The sequence below is a fragment of the Aeromicrobium sp. Leaf272 genome (assembly GCF_001422865.1).
Classification (GTDB): Bacteria; Actinomycetota; Actinomycetes; order Propionibacteriales; family Nocardioidaceae; genus Aeromicrobium.
The window spans coordinates 84,941-98,344 of record NZ_LMMY01000014.1 but is presented as its reverse complement, the minus strand read 5'-3'; the positions used below and the strand labels follow the sequence as shown (position 1 = coordinate 98,344).

The 13,404-nt window shown below is 70.5% G+C and carries 13 protein-coding genes; 5 read left to right on the top strand and 8 right to left on the bottom strand.

Annotated elements, in window-relative coordinates; all coding sequences use genetic code 11:
- Nucleotides 1–139 precede the first annotated feature (139 nt).
- From ASF38_RS13330 to ASF38_RS13320, 3 genes are all read left to right on the top strand, one after another.
- The gene (locus ASF38_RS13330) at nucleotides 140–1,252 is read left to right on the top strand and encodes a ferredoxin reductase (protein ID WP_056576628.1); all 1,113 of its coding nucleotides are present in this window, start codon (nucleotides 140–142) and stop codon (nucleotides 1,250–1,252) included.
- 306 nt (nucleotides 1,253–1,558) lie between these two features.
- The coding region (locus ASF38_RS13325) for an acyl-CoA desaturase (protein ID WP_235497724.1) at nucleotides 1,559–2,443 on the top strand (885 nt) is incomplete at its 5' end.
- 89 nt (nucleotides 2,444–2,532) lie between these two features.
- Complete coding sequence (locus tag ASF38_RS13320; RefSeq protein ID WP_056553804.1) at nucleotides 2,533–2,880, top strand: DUF2200 domain-containing protein; 348 nt, start codon at nucleotides 2,533–2,535, stop codon at nucleotides 2,878–2,880.
- Between the two features lie 170 nt (nucleotides 2,881–3,050).
- Here the strand turns inward: ASF38_RS13320 and ASF38_RS13315 are convergent, their stop codons facing one another.
- Nucleotides 3,051–4,790, bottom strand: a complete 1,740-nt coding sequence (locus ASF38_RS13315) for a CocE/NonD family hydrolase (RefSeq protein WP_055966741.1) — start codon at nucleotides 4,788–4,790, stop codon at nucleotides 3,051–3,053.
- Nucleotides 4,791–4,877: 87 nt separating this feature from the next.
- Entirely contained in the window at nucleotides 4,878–5,723 is an 846-nt protein-coding gene (locus ASF38_RS13310) for a sigma factor (RefSeq protein ID WP_235497722.1), read from the bottom strand.
- 110 nt (nucleotides 5,724–5,833) lie between these two features.
- On the opposite strand from ASF38_RS13310, the gene ASF38_RS13305 reads away from it, so the two are divergent.
- On the top strand, nucleotides 5,834–6,076 hold the full coding sequence (locus ASF38_RS13305) for a hypothetical protein (RefSeq protein WP_055966737.1): 243 nt from the start codon (nucleotides 5,834–5,836) through the stop codon (nucleotides 6,074–6,076).
- Nucleotides 6,077–6,089: 13 nt separating this feature from the next.
- Here ASF38_RS13305 and ASF38_RS13300 read toward each other — a convergent pair whose 3' ends face one another.
- Nucleotides 6,090–6,761 (bottom strand): NADPH-dependent F420 reductase, encoded by a 672-nt coding sequence (locus ASF38_RS13300; RefSeq protein ID WP_055966733.1) that lies wholly within the window; start codon nucleotides 6,759–6,761, stop codon nucleotides 6,090–6,092.
- Nucleotides 6,758–7,879: an LLM class flavin-dependent oxidoreductase gene (locus ASF38_RS13295; RefSeq protein WP_082480759.1), complete on the bottom strand. Its 1,122-nt coding sequence runs from the start codon at nucleotides 7,877–7,879 to the stop codon at nucleotides 6,758–6,760. Before ASF38_RS13295 ends, ASF38_RS13300 begins: the two co-directional genes overlap by 4 nt.
- A gap of 311 nt (nucleotides 7,880–8,190) precedes the next feature.
- Between ASF38_RS13295 and ASF38_RS13290 the strand changes: the two genes are divergently transcribed.
- Nucleotides 8,191–8,934 (top strand): nuclease-related domain-containing protein, encoded by a 744-nt coding sequence (locus tag ASF38_RS13290; RefSeq protein WP_235497719.1) that lies wholly within the window; start codon nucleotides 8,191–8,193, stop codon nucleotides 8,932–8,934.
- A gap of 10 nt (nucleotides 8,935–8,944) precedes the next feature.
- On the opposite strand, the gene ASF38_RS13285 is transcribed toward ASF38_RS13290, so the two are convergent.
- From ASF38_RS13285 to ASF38_RS13270, 4 genes are all read right to left on the bottom strand, one after another.
- Nucleotides 8,945–9,724, bottom strand: coding sequence for a hypothetical protein (locus ASF38_RS13285; RefSeq protein WP_056576625.1), 780 nt, complete (start codon nucleotides 9,722–9,724; stop codon nucleotides 8,945–8,947).
- Nucleotides 9,725–9,772: 48 nt separating this feature from the next.
- Nucleotides 9,773–10,939 (bottom strand): XdhC family protein, encoded by a 1,167-nt coding sequence (locus ASF38_RS13280; protein WP_235497717.1) that lies wholly within the window; start codon nucleotides 10,937–10,939, stop codon nucleotides 9,773–9,775.
- A 2-nt stretch (nucleotides 10,940–10,941) separates the two neighbouring features.
- Nucleotides 10,942–11,424 (bottom strand): (2Fe-2S)-binding protein, encoded by a 483-nt coding sequence (locus tag ASF38_RS13275; protein ID WP_055966728.1) that lies wholly within the window; start codon nucleotides 11,422–11,424, stop codon nucleotides 10,942–10,944.
- 10 nt (nucleotides 11,425–11,434) lie between these two features.
- Nucleotides 11,435–13,404, bottom strand: a 1,970-nt coding sequence (locus ASF38_RS13270; RefSeq protein WP_235497715.1) for a molybdopterin cofactor-binding domain-containing protein, incomplete at its 5' end; no start/stop codon positions are given.

Here is a 13,404-nt window from a genome sequence, read left to right as displayed (position 1 = left end):
GCCTGACCTGCGCAAACACGCGACGTGCCTGCCGTCACAGGGGCAACACGTTGACATTCGGAGTGTCACATACCGACAGTTGGTGGACAGGTGTCCACTAACGCACCTCGCCCCGACCCCGAACTGCGAAGGACCGACCATGACGGCGACCGCCACGCCCGGCCTCCCTCCGCTCGCCCAGCGCGTGCTCGGCTCGCGCCTGCTCGCGTCCCTGACGTCTCCGCACGGCGTCGACCACTACCTGCGCCAGGTCAACCCCATGTGGGCCGCGACCGACGTGCGTGCCCAGGTCGTGGACGTGAAGCGCGAGACGGACGGCGAGCACCCGGTCGCCACGCTCACGCTCGAGCCGACGAGCACGTGGCGCGGTCACCGCTCCGGCCAGTACGTGCAGGTCGGACTCGAGATCGACGGCCGTCGCACGACCCGCTGCTTCTCCATCTCCTCGGCCGCGTCGCTCCCCGGCGAGCAGTTCACGATCACCGTGCGCGCCCACGAGGAGGGCGTCGTCTCCAAGCACCTCGTGCGCGAGGCCCAGCCCGGCCTGATCCTCCACCTCAGCCAGGCCGAGGGCGACTTCACGATGCACGAGAGCGCCGCGACGCCGACCAACAACCACCTCGTGATGATCTCGGGCGGCTCCGGCATCACCCCGGTCATGTCGCACGTGCGGACGCTCCTGCGCGACGGGTACGACCACCACGCGCAGCGCAAGGTCACGTTCGTGCACTACGCCCGCTCCCCCGAGGACCAGATCTTCGCCGAGGAGCTCGCCGAGATCGCCGCCAACGACAACGGCGTCACGGTGCACCTGCGCTACGGGCCCCACCTGTTCGACCCCGAGGAGCTGCGGCTCATGGTCGGCGACTTCACCGACCTCGACACGTGGGTGTGTGGCCCGGCCGGGCTCGTCGAGCTCGTCCAGGAAGCCTACGGCGACTCGCCGCGCCTGCGGCTGGAGTTCTTCAAGCCGCCGGCGTTCGCCCGCGAGGAGGACGCCGAGGGCACCGTGGCGTTCAACGTCGCCGGCTCCACCGCCGCGAACGACGGCTCGAGCCTGCTCGAGCAGGCGGAGGCCGCCGGCCTGACGCCGGAGTTCGGCTGCCGCATGGGCATCTGCTTCTCGTGCGTCTCGCGCAAGACCGAGGGCACCGTCCGCAACATCCTCACCGGCGAGACGTCGTCGCTGCCCGACGAGGACGTCCGCATCTGCGTGTCCGCGCCCGTCGGCAGCTGCGCCGTCGACCTCTGACCTCACGACCCGCCTCCACGACCTCGTCGAAAGGAACCGCCATGACCACGATCCCGTTCGTCCCCCGCCTGAAGAAGTCCAGCACCCGCGCCTCCGCCCCCAAGGTCCCGAACCTCACCCCCGAGCAGCTCGAGGACTTCGGCAACGAGATGGACGCCCTGCGCCAGCGCATCCTCGCCGACCTCGGCGAGGAGGACGCGACCTACATCCGCAACGTCGTCAAGCGCCAGCAGCAGCTGGAGGTCGCCGGTCGCGCCCTCTTCTACGTGCCCCCGGCCTGGCCGCTCGCCGTCGCCGCGCTGANNNTCCAAGATCCTCGAGAACATGGAGATCGGCCACAACGTCATGCACGGCCAGTACGACTGGATGGGCGACCCGAACCTCAGCTCGCGCATCTACGACTGGGACAACGTGTGCCCCGGCGAGCAGTGGAAGTACAGCCACAACTACATCCACCACACGTTCACCAACATCCTCGGCAAGGACCGTGACATCGGCTACGGCATCCTGCGCATGGACGAGGACCAGCCGTGGCACCCGTACTACCTCGGCAACCCGGTCTACGCCGTGCTGCTCATGCTGTTCTTCGAGTGGGGCGTGGCGATGCACGACCTCGAGGTCGAGAACATCGTCAAGGGCAAGCGCAAGATCGAGGAGAACGCGCACATGCACTCCGCGATCATGAAGAAGGTGAAGAAGCAGGCCCTGAAGGACTACCTGGTCTTCCCCGCGCTCACCGGTCCGCTGTTCCCGCTGACCTTCGCCGGCAACGTCACCGCCAACCTCATCCGCAACGTGTGGGCCTTCAACATCATCTTCTGCGGTCACTTCCCGGCCGGCGTCGCCACCTTCACCGAGGAGGAGTGCGAGGACGAGTCGCGCGGGCACTGGTACTACCGTCAGCTGCTCGGCTCGGCCAACATCAGCGGCGGCGACCTGCTCCACATGCTGTCGGGCAACCTGTCGCACCAGATCGAGCACCACCTGTTCCCCGACATCCCGGCGCGCCGCTACCGCGCCATCTCGGTCGAGGTCCAGGAGATCTGCGAGCGCTACGGCATCGAGTACAACACAGGGCCGCTGCACAAGCAGCTGTTCAGCGTCGCGAAGAAGATCTGCCACTTCGCCCTGCCGGACCGCAAGCCGAAGGCGACCGAGCCCGAGCGCGTGGACGTGCCCGCGGCCGCCTGACCGTTCCTCGACACGACGCCGTCGCCCCACGTGGGCGGCGGCGTCGTCGTGTCGGCTCACCCGTCCCCACCGCGGTCTACGCTGCGGGCATGGCACACAAGATCGCGTCGATGCCGTTCGGCTCGGTGTACCCGCACTACGTGACGAAGGTGGAGAAGAAGGGCCGCACCGTGGCCGAGCTCCACGAGGTGGTCACGTGGCTCACCGGCTTCGACGACGACGCGATCGCCCAGCACCTCGCGTCGGGGACGACGTTCAAGGAGTTCTTCGACCAGGCTTCGCTGCACCCGAACGCCTCGCTGATCACGGGCTCGATCTGCGGCGTGAAGATCGCCGAGATCGAGGACCCGCTCATGCTGCGGGTGCGCTACCTCGACAAGCTCGTGGACGAGCTGGCGAAGGGTCGCCCGATGGAGAAGGTGCTGCGCACCCCCTGACGCCGCTCGGTGGGTGGCGCCCCCGTCCCACCCACCGGACGCACGATTCTACCTTCGCGCGCGAGACGCCGAACGATGCTGCGTTCGTGACGGGATCCCGTCGCGGACGCAGCATCGAACCGGCCTTCGCGCGGGAACGCAGAATCCTGTGTCGTGGCGCGGGCGACCCGCTACCGCAGGGCGGCCGCCAGGTCCGACTCCGGCACGGTCGGCAGCATGAGTCGAGAGCCCGACCCCTTCCCGATCGTGACGGTGTTGAGGGCGGGGATCGATGGGAGCGACAGCGCCGACTGCCCCACGAGGGAGACCTGGATGCGGTGCCCTGCCTTGAAGCGGTTGGCGATCGGCCACAGCTCCACGTGGTAGTCGCGGGCGGCGCCGGGGAGCGCGAGCCTCGGGTTGCTGTAGTCGCCGTAGGGCTGCACCAGGTTCCCGTCGGAGTAGAGCGACTTCTCCTCGACGACGCCCGGGAACGCCGAGTTGAGCCGTCCGACGGTCATGGGGTGGGTCGTGCCGTCGGGCCAGACGTCGGAGACCACGGCCCAGATCGGCGTGGAGACGCCGCTGGTGGAGAGTCGGACGTCGAGCGTGCCCGGACCGATGGCCGTCACCGACTCCTTCAGCGGGGCCGACGTGAAGGTGAGCCCGGTCAGGTTCGTCAGCTTCATGTCGGTCAGGAACGGGATCCACGTGGTGAGCTGGTTGAGCGGTGCGCCCAGCGTGGAGATGGTGTGCGGATCGACCTGCGTCGGGAGCGACGTGAAGGCGGCGTACGACTGCCGACTCGTCGTCGCGTCGGGCTCGATCGTCAGGCTGCCGTCCTTGGGCGAGGCGCTCGTCCCGGCTCGCTTCGCGGACAGGGAGAGCGGCGTCCACGACGTTCCTGGCAGCGGCCACGACGACCCGTCGTAGCGGAGGAACTGTCCGTCCAGGAACTGCTCACGACCGCCGTCGGCCACGAGCATCTGCACCGCCGGCTCGTCCTCCACGCCGTTCTGGACGCCGAGCACCCATCGGTCGAGCCACTTGTCGATCTGCGCGGCACCGTGATCGGTCCCGCGTGGGGCGCCGTCGTGGGCACCGACCACGAGCAGCTGCGCCGGCGTGCCCTGCGCCTGCAGCTGCTGGAACGCCTGGTAGTCGCCGCGCGGCTCGACGTCGAAGACGCCGTCGATGAGGAGCGTGGGCACCTCGTTCGCGTCGCCGCGGAACCCGCGCTCCTTCCAGTAGGTGTTCAGCGTGGGGTTGAGCAGTCCCGCACTGAGTCCGGAGCCGAGCAGCCCGAGCACGGTCTCGGTGCCGGACAGCGGGTCGCGGGAGAGACGCTGGTCGGCCTGGACGAGCGCGAGGCCGCCGATGGCCGAGAGCACGGCGAGTCCGGGGACCGAGTTGGGGACGCCGCCGGGGACCAGCAGGTCGCGGTACAGCTCGAACGTGCCCGACCGCATGACGGCGGCCTTCACGCACGGCAGCTCCTGGTGCTGGGAGTTGAAGTAGGTGATCGCGCTGGCCGAGAACCCGACCACGGCGAGACGGCCGTCGCTCCAGGGCTGGGAGCATGCCCACGCGAGGGTGTCGCGCACGTCGCGCTGCGTCTTCGGCCCGAGGACGTCGAACCCACCGCCGCTGTCACCCGTGCCGCGGATCTGGACGGTGAGGAAGTTGTACTCCTCCCCCACGCTGAAGCTGGCCCCGCGCTCGCCGTAGGGCGTGAACTCGACGACCGTCGGTCGCGCCTGCAGGGGCGCAGCGCCGCTGACCGCCGCCGCGAGCGACGCGCCGGTGCTCGTGGTCACCCGCACCTTCGTGGTCTCGGGCTCTGCCTCCGCGGCGTTCGCCGGCGCGCCGAGCGCTCCCAGCACGAGCGCGGTGGTGGCGGCGACGAGCAGTGACCGGGAACGAGTGACCATGGGGACCTCCGGATAACTGGTGCGTCCGTACCAGTAACAGACCAGTACGTGTGTACCAGTTCTCGGCCGTCCTGCCAAGACCTTCGTTCAGACCGGGTCCCCTGCGGCACGTCGTCGCACCATCGCCAGGACCCCGGCGTCAGCCCGGAACACGATGCCGCGCACTCGCCCGTCCTCGATCGTGAAGTCGAAGGCGACCTTCGCCTCGCCGCGGTGGATCCATGCAGCGCCGGGACGGTCTCCGACGAAGACCGGGAAGGCGGCGTGCGCCCCACCCCGGAAGAAGCCCGCGACGTCGCCGGCACCGTCGAGCCGGCTCGGCGTGCCCAGGGCCACGGCCGCGGCGTCGCCCTCCACGACCACGCCCGGGGCGAGCAGCTCGAGCAGCCGCTCGAGGTCTCCCTCCTTCGCCGCCGCCATGAACGCGTCGACCACCTCCCAGGCGGCGAGCCGGTCCTCGGGCACGGGCGCGCTCACCTTCGCCCGTGCCCGCGAGGCGAGCTTGCGCGCCGCGGCCGGGGTCGTGTCGAGCATGGCGGCGATCGTCGCGAAGTCGAAGGCGAAGCTGTCGTGCAGCACGAACGACACCCGCTCGGCCGGGGTGAGCCGGTCGAGCACCACCTGCAGCGCGATCCCGACGGTGTCGGCGAGCACCACCTCGTCGACCGGGTCGGCCACCGTGCCGCCCGGATCAACGTCCTCCACGGGGATCGGCGTGCGCGCTCGGAGCCGGTCGAGGCAGAGGCGTGACGTGACCGTGGTCAGCCATCCCGGCAGGTTGTCGATCGGCTGCTCCGTGCCGTGCAGACGCAGCCACGCGTGCTGGACCACGTCCTGCGCGGCGTCGTGGTCGGAGAGGATGCGCGCAGCCAGCCGCAGCAGCCGCGGGCGTTCGGCCTCGAAGGCGGCGGTGAGGATGTCGTCGGAGGGCACGTCGTCACACTTTCGTCGTCCGGATCGTCACCACCATGACGCACGCCGGACCGAGCGTGTGACACGACGACCCACTTCCCCGGCGGGAGGTGCTGCGAAAGGATGGACCCATGAAGAGCATGACGTGCCAGGACCTCGGCGGACCGTGCGACCTCGTGCACTCCGGGGAGACCGCCGACGAGGTGATCGTCGCCCAGGACGCGCACCTGAAGGAGCGCGAGAAGGCGGGGGACGCCGCCCACCAGCCCGCCCGTGACGACATGAAGGGTCGCTGGCGCCGGCCCCGCAAGTCGCTCGGCTGGTACAACGACGTGAAGAAGCGGTACGCCGAGCTGCCCGACGACCCCGCCTGAACCGACCCGAACGTCAGGTGCGGGCGGCCACGACCTCGCGGCCGCGGGTGGATTCCGCGAAGCGCGCCACCATCGTCCGCAGCTCGTCGGCCCCGACGTTCGCGCCGAACGGCTCGGTGCCCGGCTCCAGCCGGACTCCGTCGGCCAGTCCGCCGATGACGACAGGGTCGAAGCCCAGGTCGTCGACCAGTGCGGCCACACGGGAGACGGCGTCGGCGGAGTCGCCGGCGACCGCGATGGCTCGACGTCCGGGCGCACCTGCGGGCAGGGCGCCGTCCTCGAGGTCGTGGTAGCCCATGTGGTTGAACGCCTTGACGACGTCGGCACCGGCGAGGAACGCCTGCACGATCTCGCTCGTGGACGTGCGGGGGTCGGTCAGGTCGTCGCGCACGCCGTCGACCTCCCACCAGTAGTTCATGGCGTCGACCACGACCTTGCCGACGAGCGCGGCCACCGGGATGGACCGGTACTTGCCGAGCGGCAGGGCGAGGACCACGAGGTCGGCCCTGGCCGCGGCGTCGGCGGCGGTCGTGGCCACGGCGCCGGGCGCGAGCACGTCGACCGTCAGCTCGATGTCCTCGGCAGGACCCGACCCCGCGACGAGGACGTCGTGACCGGCCGCGACGGCGAGCCTTGCCAGCACCGTGCCGACCTTGCCGGCGCCCAGGATGCCGACGGTGGTCACGCCTGCACCCCCGCCGGAACCACGGCGTCGGCAGCGAGCAGCTCGCGGACACGCGGGATGACCTCGGTGCCGTAGAGCTCGACCGAGCGCAGCCGGTCGGCCGCCGGCGTGGAGCCGGTCGTGTAGATCATGTCGAAGCGACCGACCCCCAGCGTCCTGATCGCGGCCGCCATCTTGGTCGCGACCGTCTCCGGGGAGCCCAGGTAGAGGGAGCCGTGCTCGATCTCGCGCTCGTAGTCGCGCGGTGTGACCGGCGGCCAGCCGCGGTCGCGGCCGATGCGGTCGCGCGACGCCTTGAAGTGCGGCCAGGCGATCTTCGCGGCGGCCGCGTCCGTGTCGGCCACGAAGCCCGGCGAGTGCATCCCGACCGGGTGCGCCGTGGTTCCGAACTTCTCGGCAGCCCGGCGGTACAGGTCCAGGTAGGGGGCGAAGCGGTCGGCCGGTCCGCCGATGATCGCGATCATGAGCGGCAGGCCGTACTTCGCGGTGCGGACCACGGACTGCGGCGACCCACCGACCCCGACCCAGGTGTCGAGACGTCCGGAGTCGGTCTTGGGGTAGACGTCGGCGTCCGCGAGGGCGGCGCGCGTGCTGCCGCTCCAGGTGACGGGCTCTTCCTTCAGCAGCTCGGCGAAGAGCTCGATCTTCTCCTCGAAGAGCGTGTCGTAGTCGGCCAGGTCGTAGCCGAACAGCGGGAACGACTCGGTGAACGAGCCTCGACCGAGGATGACCTGTGCCCGACCGTTCGACAGTGCGTCGAGGGTGGCGAAGCGCTGGAACACCCGAACCGGGTCGTCCGACGACAGCACGGTGACGCCCGAGGCGAGCTTGATGCGCTCCGTTCGCGTGGCGATGCCGGCCAGCACGGTCTCCGGGCTGGAGATCGCGAAGTCGGACCGGTGGTGCTCACCGAGGGCGATCACGTCGACGCCCACCTGGTCGGCCAGCACCGCCTCGTCGACCACCTGACGGATCGCGTCGGCGTGCGAGAGCAGCTCACCGTCCGCGCCCTGGGGGATGTCGCCGAAGGTGTCGAGCCCGAAGACGACGTCATGGGTCGCCCCGGTGCTCGAAGAGGTGCTCGACGCCGTGCTCGCGCCGTGGGAGTGGGTCGTCATGGCGGCCGCCTTCCGATTCGAGGCCAATGTAGTTCAACGTTCATCTACTTCAAGGTCCGACCCTCCCCCACTATTCCCGGTCGCATCGCGCGAACGCCTGCGGCCCGACCGCGACCCGTCGTACCGTGCTCGTCCATGCCGAGCGATGGGAGTGGCTCATGGCATCAGGTGACATCGTCGCGGGCAGGCACCGTGCGTCGACCAGCGACACCGACAAGCGCATGCGCCTGCGCTACGCAGGGACCTGCAGACTGTGCGACGCACACCTGCCGGCGCGCGAACCAGCGATCTACGAACGGTCCAGCAGGACCGTGCGCTGCATCGACTGCTGGGCGTCCGGACCGGCGCAGCCGCCGGCCGCGGCGGAGGCTGCGGCCCCACCAGCTGCTCAGGACGTCGAACCGTCCGACGTCGCATCCGGATCGGCCGGTGCGTCCGCACGTCGTGAGCACGAACGCCGCCGGTCCAACCACGAGAAGCGACTGCGCGAGCGGTGGGGCCGGCTCGGTGGCCTGGCGGTCGCACTGTCGAGCGAGCCCCAGAGCACCGCGGCCTGGTCCAGGGGCGCCGTGGGCGAGGAGCGGGTGGGCAGGATGCTCGACGACCTCGTCGACCGCGGCGTGCTCGCGCTCCACGATCGCCAGGTCCCCGAGTCCCGCGCGAACATCGACCACCTCGCCGTCACCGCAGCGGGGGTCTGGGTGATCGACGCGAAGCGCTACACCGGGCGACCCCGGCTCAGCGTGGAAGGGGGCGTGATCCGTCCTCGCGTGGAGAAGCTCTACGTGGGGAGCCGCAACTGCACCCGTCTGGTCGACAGCGTGCTGAAGCAGGCCGGCCTCGTCCGAGATGTCGTCGGCGACCAGGTTCCCGTCCACGCGGCCCTGTGCTTCGTCGACGCCGACTGGCCCCTGATCGGGGGCGACTTCGTCACGCGCGACGTACGGGTGGCGTGGCCGAGGCGGCTCTCCGCGGCGCTGACGAGCGACGCCGGTGCCCCGATCGACCAGCATGACGTGCGGCGCCGGCTCGCGGAGGTCTTCCTCCCGGCCTGACCTCCAGGACTCAGGCGTCAGCGGGCCGTCGAGCGACCAGGGCGGCCGTCACGACGACGATCACTGCGGCCGCGACCAACGCGGCCACGAGCACTCCCGTGGTGCCGTCGGCGTTGCCGGTGACGGCGATCCCGACCATGGCCCAGGTACCGGCCGCGGCGTACGCCACGATGCCACCGGTCCGCACGAGCACGGCGAGCAGCACCACGGCGGCGACGGCCAGCACGGCCAGCTGCCAGGGCAGCTCGTCCGCCTCGACGAGCCCGGCGTCGACCATCGCCGTCGAGACGTTGAGGAAGAACGCGGCGGTGACCCAGCCGGCGTAGAGACCCACGGACGCACGCGTGAGCACGGAGAACCACCCCGGCTCGAACGTCGAGCGCGCGGTGGTGAGCACGGCATCGATCGCGGCCACGAACATCACGAGCAGCGCACCGGCGGTCGCCAGGCTGCTGTCGAGTCCCGCCAGCACGATCCACACCGCTCCACCGAGGTACAGCACCGTGAGATCGACCTGCAGACGTCGTGGAACCGCGTGCGCACCTCTCACCAGCACGGCGACGGACTGTGCGATCGCGAGGGTGTAGATCACGCCCCAGATCGAGAACGCCCAGCCGACCGGGGTGATCAGCAGCTCCGGGCCCGACCCGGCTCCGGGCGAGCTGCCCGGCCCGTTGATCGTGACCACGGGTGCCACCACCTCGAGGATCGCCGCCGCCAGGACCGTGAACGCCAGCCAGCGCTCCCCGCCGTGAGTCGTCACCGACCTCGTGTCATTCGTCGTCACCATGTCTCGACAGTACGGACGAATCGAGGGTTCAGCGCGTCGTGCGCACGCTCAGGGCCGACCTACCGATACCGGTCCGGACGGGCTTGGAACGCTGGCATCGGCGTGGATCGGCCCGTCCATCTGGCCGAGCCGGCGACCGCTGCCGCCCCGACGCACGGCCACCAGCTCCGCTGCGATGCTGAGCGCCGTCTCCTCAGGCGTCTGGGCACCGAGGTCGAGTCCGAGGGGCGAGCGCAGTCGCGCCAGCTCCGTCTCCGTGACGCCTTCTTCGCGCAGCCGCCCCATCCGCTCGTGGTGCGTGCGTCGCGAGCCCATCGCCCCCACGTACCCGACGCGGGGCAGGCGCAGTGCCTGCCGCAGGACGGGCACGTCGAACCGCGCGTCATGAGTCAGCACGCAGACCGCCGTCCGCGCATCGACGCGACCCGCCGCCGCCTCCTGCTCGAGGTAGCGGTGGGGCCAGTCGACGACCACCCGGTGCGCCTGCGGGAAGCGCTCGGCCGTGGTGAACACGGGCCGCGCGTCGCAGACCGTGACCTCGTAGCCCAGGAAGCGGCCGGCACCGGCGAGGGCGCCGGCGAAGTCCACGGCTCCGAAGATCAGCAGACGCGGGGCGGGTGCCCACACCTGCACGAACGCTCGGACACCGGTCTCGAGCAGCGAGCCGTCCGCACCGCAGTGCACCTGGCCGGTGGCACCCGTCGACAGCATCGCCCGCGCCCGGTCCACGAGCGTCCGCTCGAGGTCAGGACCCAGCGTGGTGCCGTCGGGGACCACGTCGGGGAGCACCACGATCCGCGTGCCCACGGCTTCGGGGTCCGGATGCTCCAGCACGGTCACCAGGGCCGAGGCGGTCCCGGCGGCGGCGCGCTTCGCGAGCTTCTCCAGGTCGGCGGCCACGTCGAGCCGCTGCACGAACACCTCGATCCGTCCGCCGCACGTGAGCCCGACGTCGAACACCTCGTCGGCGGCGAAGCCGAAGGTGCGCAGGCTGGGCGCACCCGTGGCCAGGGTGTTCTCGGCGAGGTCGAACACGGCGGCCTCCACGCACCCGCTGGAGACCGACCCGGCGACCTCCCCGTCGACCGAGACCACCATGGCCGCACCGGGGAGTCGAGGAGCCGACCCCGACGTGCCCACCACCGTGGCGAGGGCCACGGGTGACTCGTGCGCCCAGCGAGCCGCGCTCGCGAGGACGTCGTCCGCGACGGCCACGGCTACCGCATCAGCTTCTCGCCGGCGCGCACGGCCTCGCGGATGCGCGTGTACGTGCCGCAGCGGCAGACGTTGCGGATCGCGTCGAGGTCGTCGTCGGTGACGGCGCGGCCCTCGCGCTTCACCTTCTCGACCAGCGCGACGGCCGCCATGATCTGACCGGGCTGGCAGTAGCCGCACTGCGCGACGTCGCGCTCGACCCACGCCTGCTGCATCGGGTGCAGGTCGTCACCGGGCGTCGTGTCGGCGAGTCCCTCGATCGTGGTCACCTCGTCCGAGGCCGAGAGCTTGTCGACCGGCACGGCGCAGGGGTTGAACGCCTTGCCGTTGAGGTGCGAGGTGCAGGCCTTGCAGACGTTGATCCCGCAGCCGTACTTCGGTCCCGTGACGCCGAGGACGTCGCGCAGCACCCAGAGCAGGCGCACGCCCTTCTCGACCTCGACGGTGACCTTCTCGCCGTTGAGCTGAAAGCTGTAGCTGGGCATGAAGGGCTCCTCAGGAGACGAAGTCGAGGCCGTTGGTCGGCGACGCGGGGACGGGTGGGACGAAGGACTTGGGCTCGAAGTGGAGCGGGTCGCGGAAGTTGATCGGGAACTCGGTGGGCATCTCCCCGGTGGCCCGGGCGTAGGCGCACGCCACCGCAGCCGCAGACGCTGCGACGCCGGCCTCCCCGATGCCACCCGGCTCCGTGCTGTCGGACTCCATGACCTCGCAGACGAACTCGAGCGGGGTGTTCCACTGACGGGTGTAGGCCGAGTTGTCCCAGCTGGCCTCCAGGAAGTGCCCGTCGACGAGGTGGTTGCCGTAGGTGAGGACCTGTGACATGCCGTCACTGAAGCCACCCATCATCTGGGCCTCGATGCCGAGCGGGTTGATGGCCAGGCCGCAGTCGACGACGATCGTCGCCTTGGTGACCCGGGGTCCGGTGACCGCGTCGCGCACCTTCCGGTTCACCGTCTGGGGCCGGCAGTCGAGCTCGACCACCACGGCGGTCGCGCCCTTGTACTCCTTGTGGATCGCGACACCCTGGGCCGTGCCGGCCGGCATCGACTTGCCCCACTCCCCCAGCTCGGCGGCACGGTCGAGCACCCGTCGGACGACGCCGCTCTTGGTGTACTGACGCCGGAACGCGACCGGGTCCTTCTTCAGCCGGTTCGCCAGCTGGTCGACGATCAGCTCGTTCGCCACCCGCACGTCGGGCGAGTAGATGTTGCGCACGGAGCTGGTGTTGAACCGGGTGAAGTCGTAGTTGGTCTCGTTCAGCAGCTGCGTGGTGACGCCGAAGTTGTACGGGATCTCCTGCGTGAGCAGGAAGATCGTCTCCGAGAACCCCAGGTTCGCCAGGCCGGTCGGCAGGGCCGCGACCTCCGCGGTGAGGCGTTCACCGAGGCCGTGGGTGAAGTCGCAGGTGACCGACGTGTGGCGCTGCTCGAAGGTCGCGATGCTCTCGCCCAGCACCGTCGCCCGCACGCGCGACGTCGACATCGGGTGCACCCGACCCTGCCGCGGCTCGTCGGCGCGGTGCCACATGAGCTTGACCGGCACGCCGAAGGCCTTGGAGACCTCCGCGGCCTCGATGGCACCGTCGCTGAACAGCTTGCGGCCGAACGAGCCACCGCCGGTGACGACGTTGACCTTCACCTTGCCCTGCGGCAGACCGAGGATCTTGGCGATCTTGGACTGCGCGTCGATGGGCGACTTGAGGCCGCTCCAGATCTCGGCGGAGTCCTTGCGGACGTCGGCGATCGCGCAGTTCGGCTCGAGCGCGGACCCGCTGCGGAAGTGGAACGTGAAGCTGCCCTCGACCGTCGTCGCCCCGAGGGCCGGCACGGCGAGCGGCAGCTCGGCGGCCTTGAGCTCGGCCAGGATGTCGTCGGCCTTCTTGCCCGGCACCGTGCCCTCGCTCCACTCGACGTCGAGGGCGCGGACGGCGTCGATGCACTGGCCGAAGGTCCTGGCACGGACGGCCACGCCGGTCGGCACCACGCCCACGTGGGTGACGCCGGGCATGGCCTTCACCTCCGCGGCGTTGCGCACGCTCTTCGGCTTGCCGTTCAGGTCGGGTGCCCGGCACACCATGGCGGGCAGGGCGTCGGGGACGTCGAGGTCCATCGCGAACTTCTTGCGACCGGTCACGGCGTCCACGGCGTCGATGCGTCGCTGCGGCGTGCCGACGACGGACCGCTTGGGGGCGTCGTCGAGGTCGACCTCCACCTCCTTGGTGGTCGGCGAGGCGGCCTTCGCCGCGGCCTGGCCGTACGTGACGGACGAGCCGAGCGAGTCGAAGATCGCGCCGCCCTTGGTGGTGAGGCTGCTGACCTGGGCACCGAGCAGGATCGCGGCGGCGTCGAGCAGGGACTTGCGGGCCACCGCCGCGGCCACCCGGATGGGCGTGTAGGTCGAGATCGTGGTGTTCGAGCCGCCGGTGAGCTGGTTGAACAGCAGCTCGGGTCGGGCGGGGGCGA

Bases quoted from the DNA above. Each gene is read 5' to 3' on its own strand.
- ASF38_RS13275 (WP_055966728.1), bottom strand. From the start codon at position 11,424: ATGCCCAGCTACAGCTTTCAGCTCAACGGCGAGAAGGTCACCGTCGAG.
- ASF38_RS13305 (WP_055966737.1), top strand. From the start codon at position 5,834: ATGAAGAGCATGACGTGCCAGGACCTCGGCGGACCGTGCGACCTCGTG.
- ASF38_RS13320 (WP_056553804.1), top strand. From the start codon at position 2,533: ATGGCACACAAGATCGCGTCGATGCCGTTCGGCTCGGTGTACCCGCAC.
- ASF38_RS13285 (WP_056576625.1), bottom strand. From the start codon at position 9,724: ATGGTGACGACGAATGACACGAGGTCGGTGACGACTCACGGCGGGGAG.
- ASF38_RS13295 (WP_082480759.1), bottom strand. From the start codon at position 7,879: ATGACGACCCACTCCCACGGCGCGAGCACGGCGTCGAGCACCTCTTCG.
- ASF38_RS13330 (WP_056576628.1), top strand. From the start codon at position 140: ATGACGGCGACCGCCACGCCCGGCCTCCCTCCGCTCGCCCAGCGCGTG.
- ASF38_RS13315 (WP_055966741.1), bottom strand. From the start codon at position 4,790: ATGGTCACTCGTTCCCGGTCACTGCTCGTCGCCGCCACCACCGCGCTC.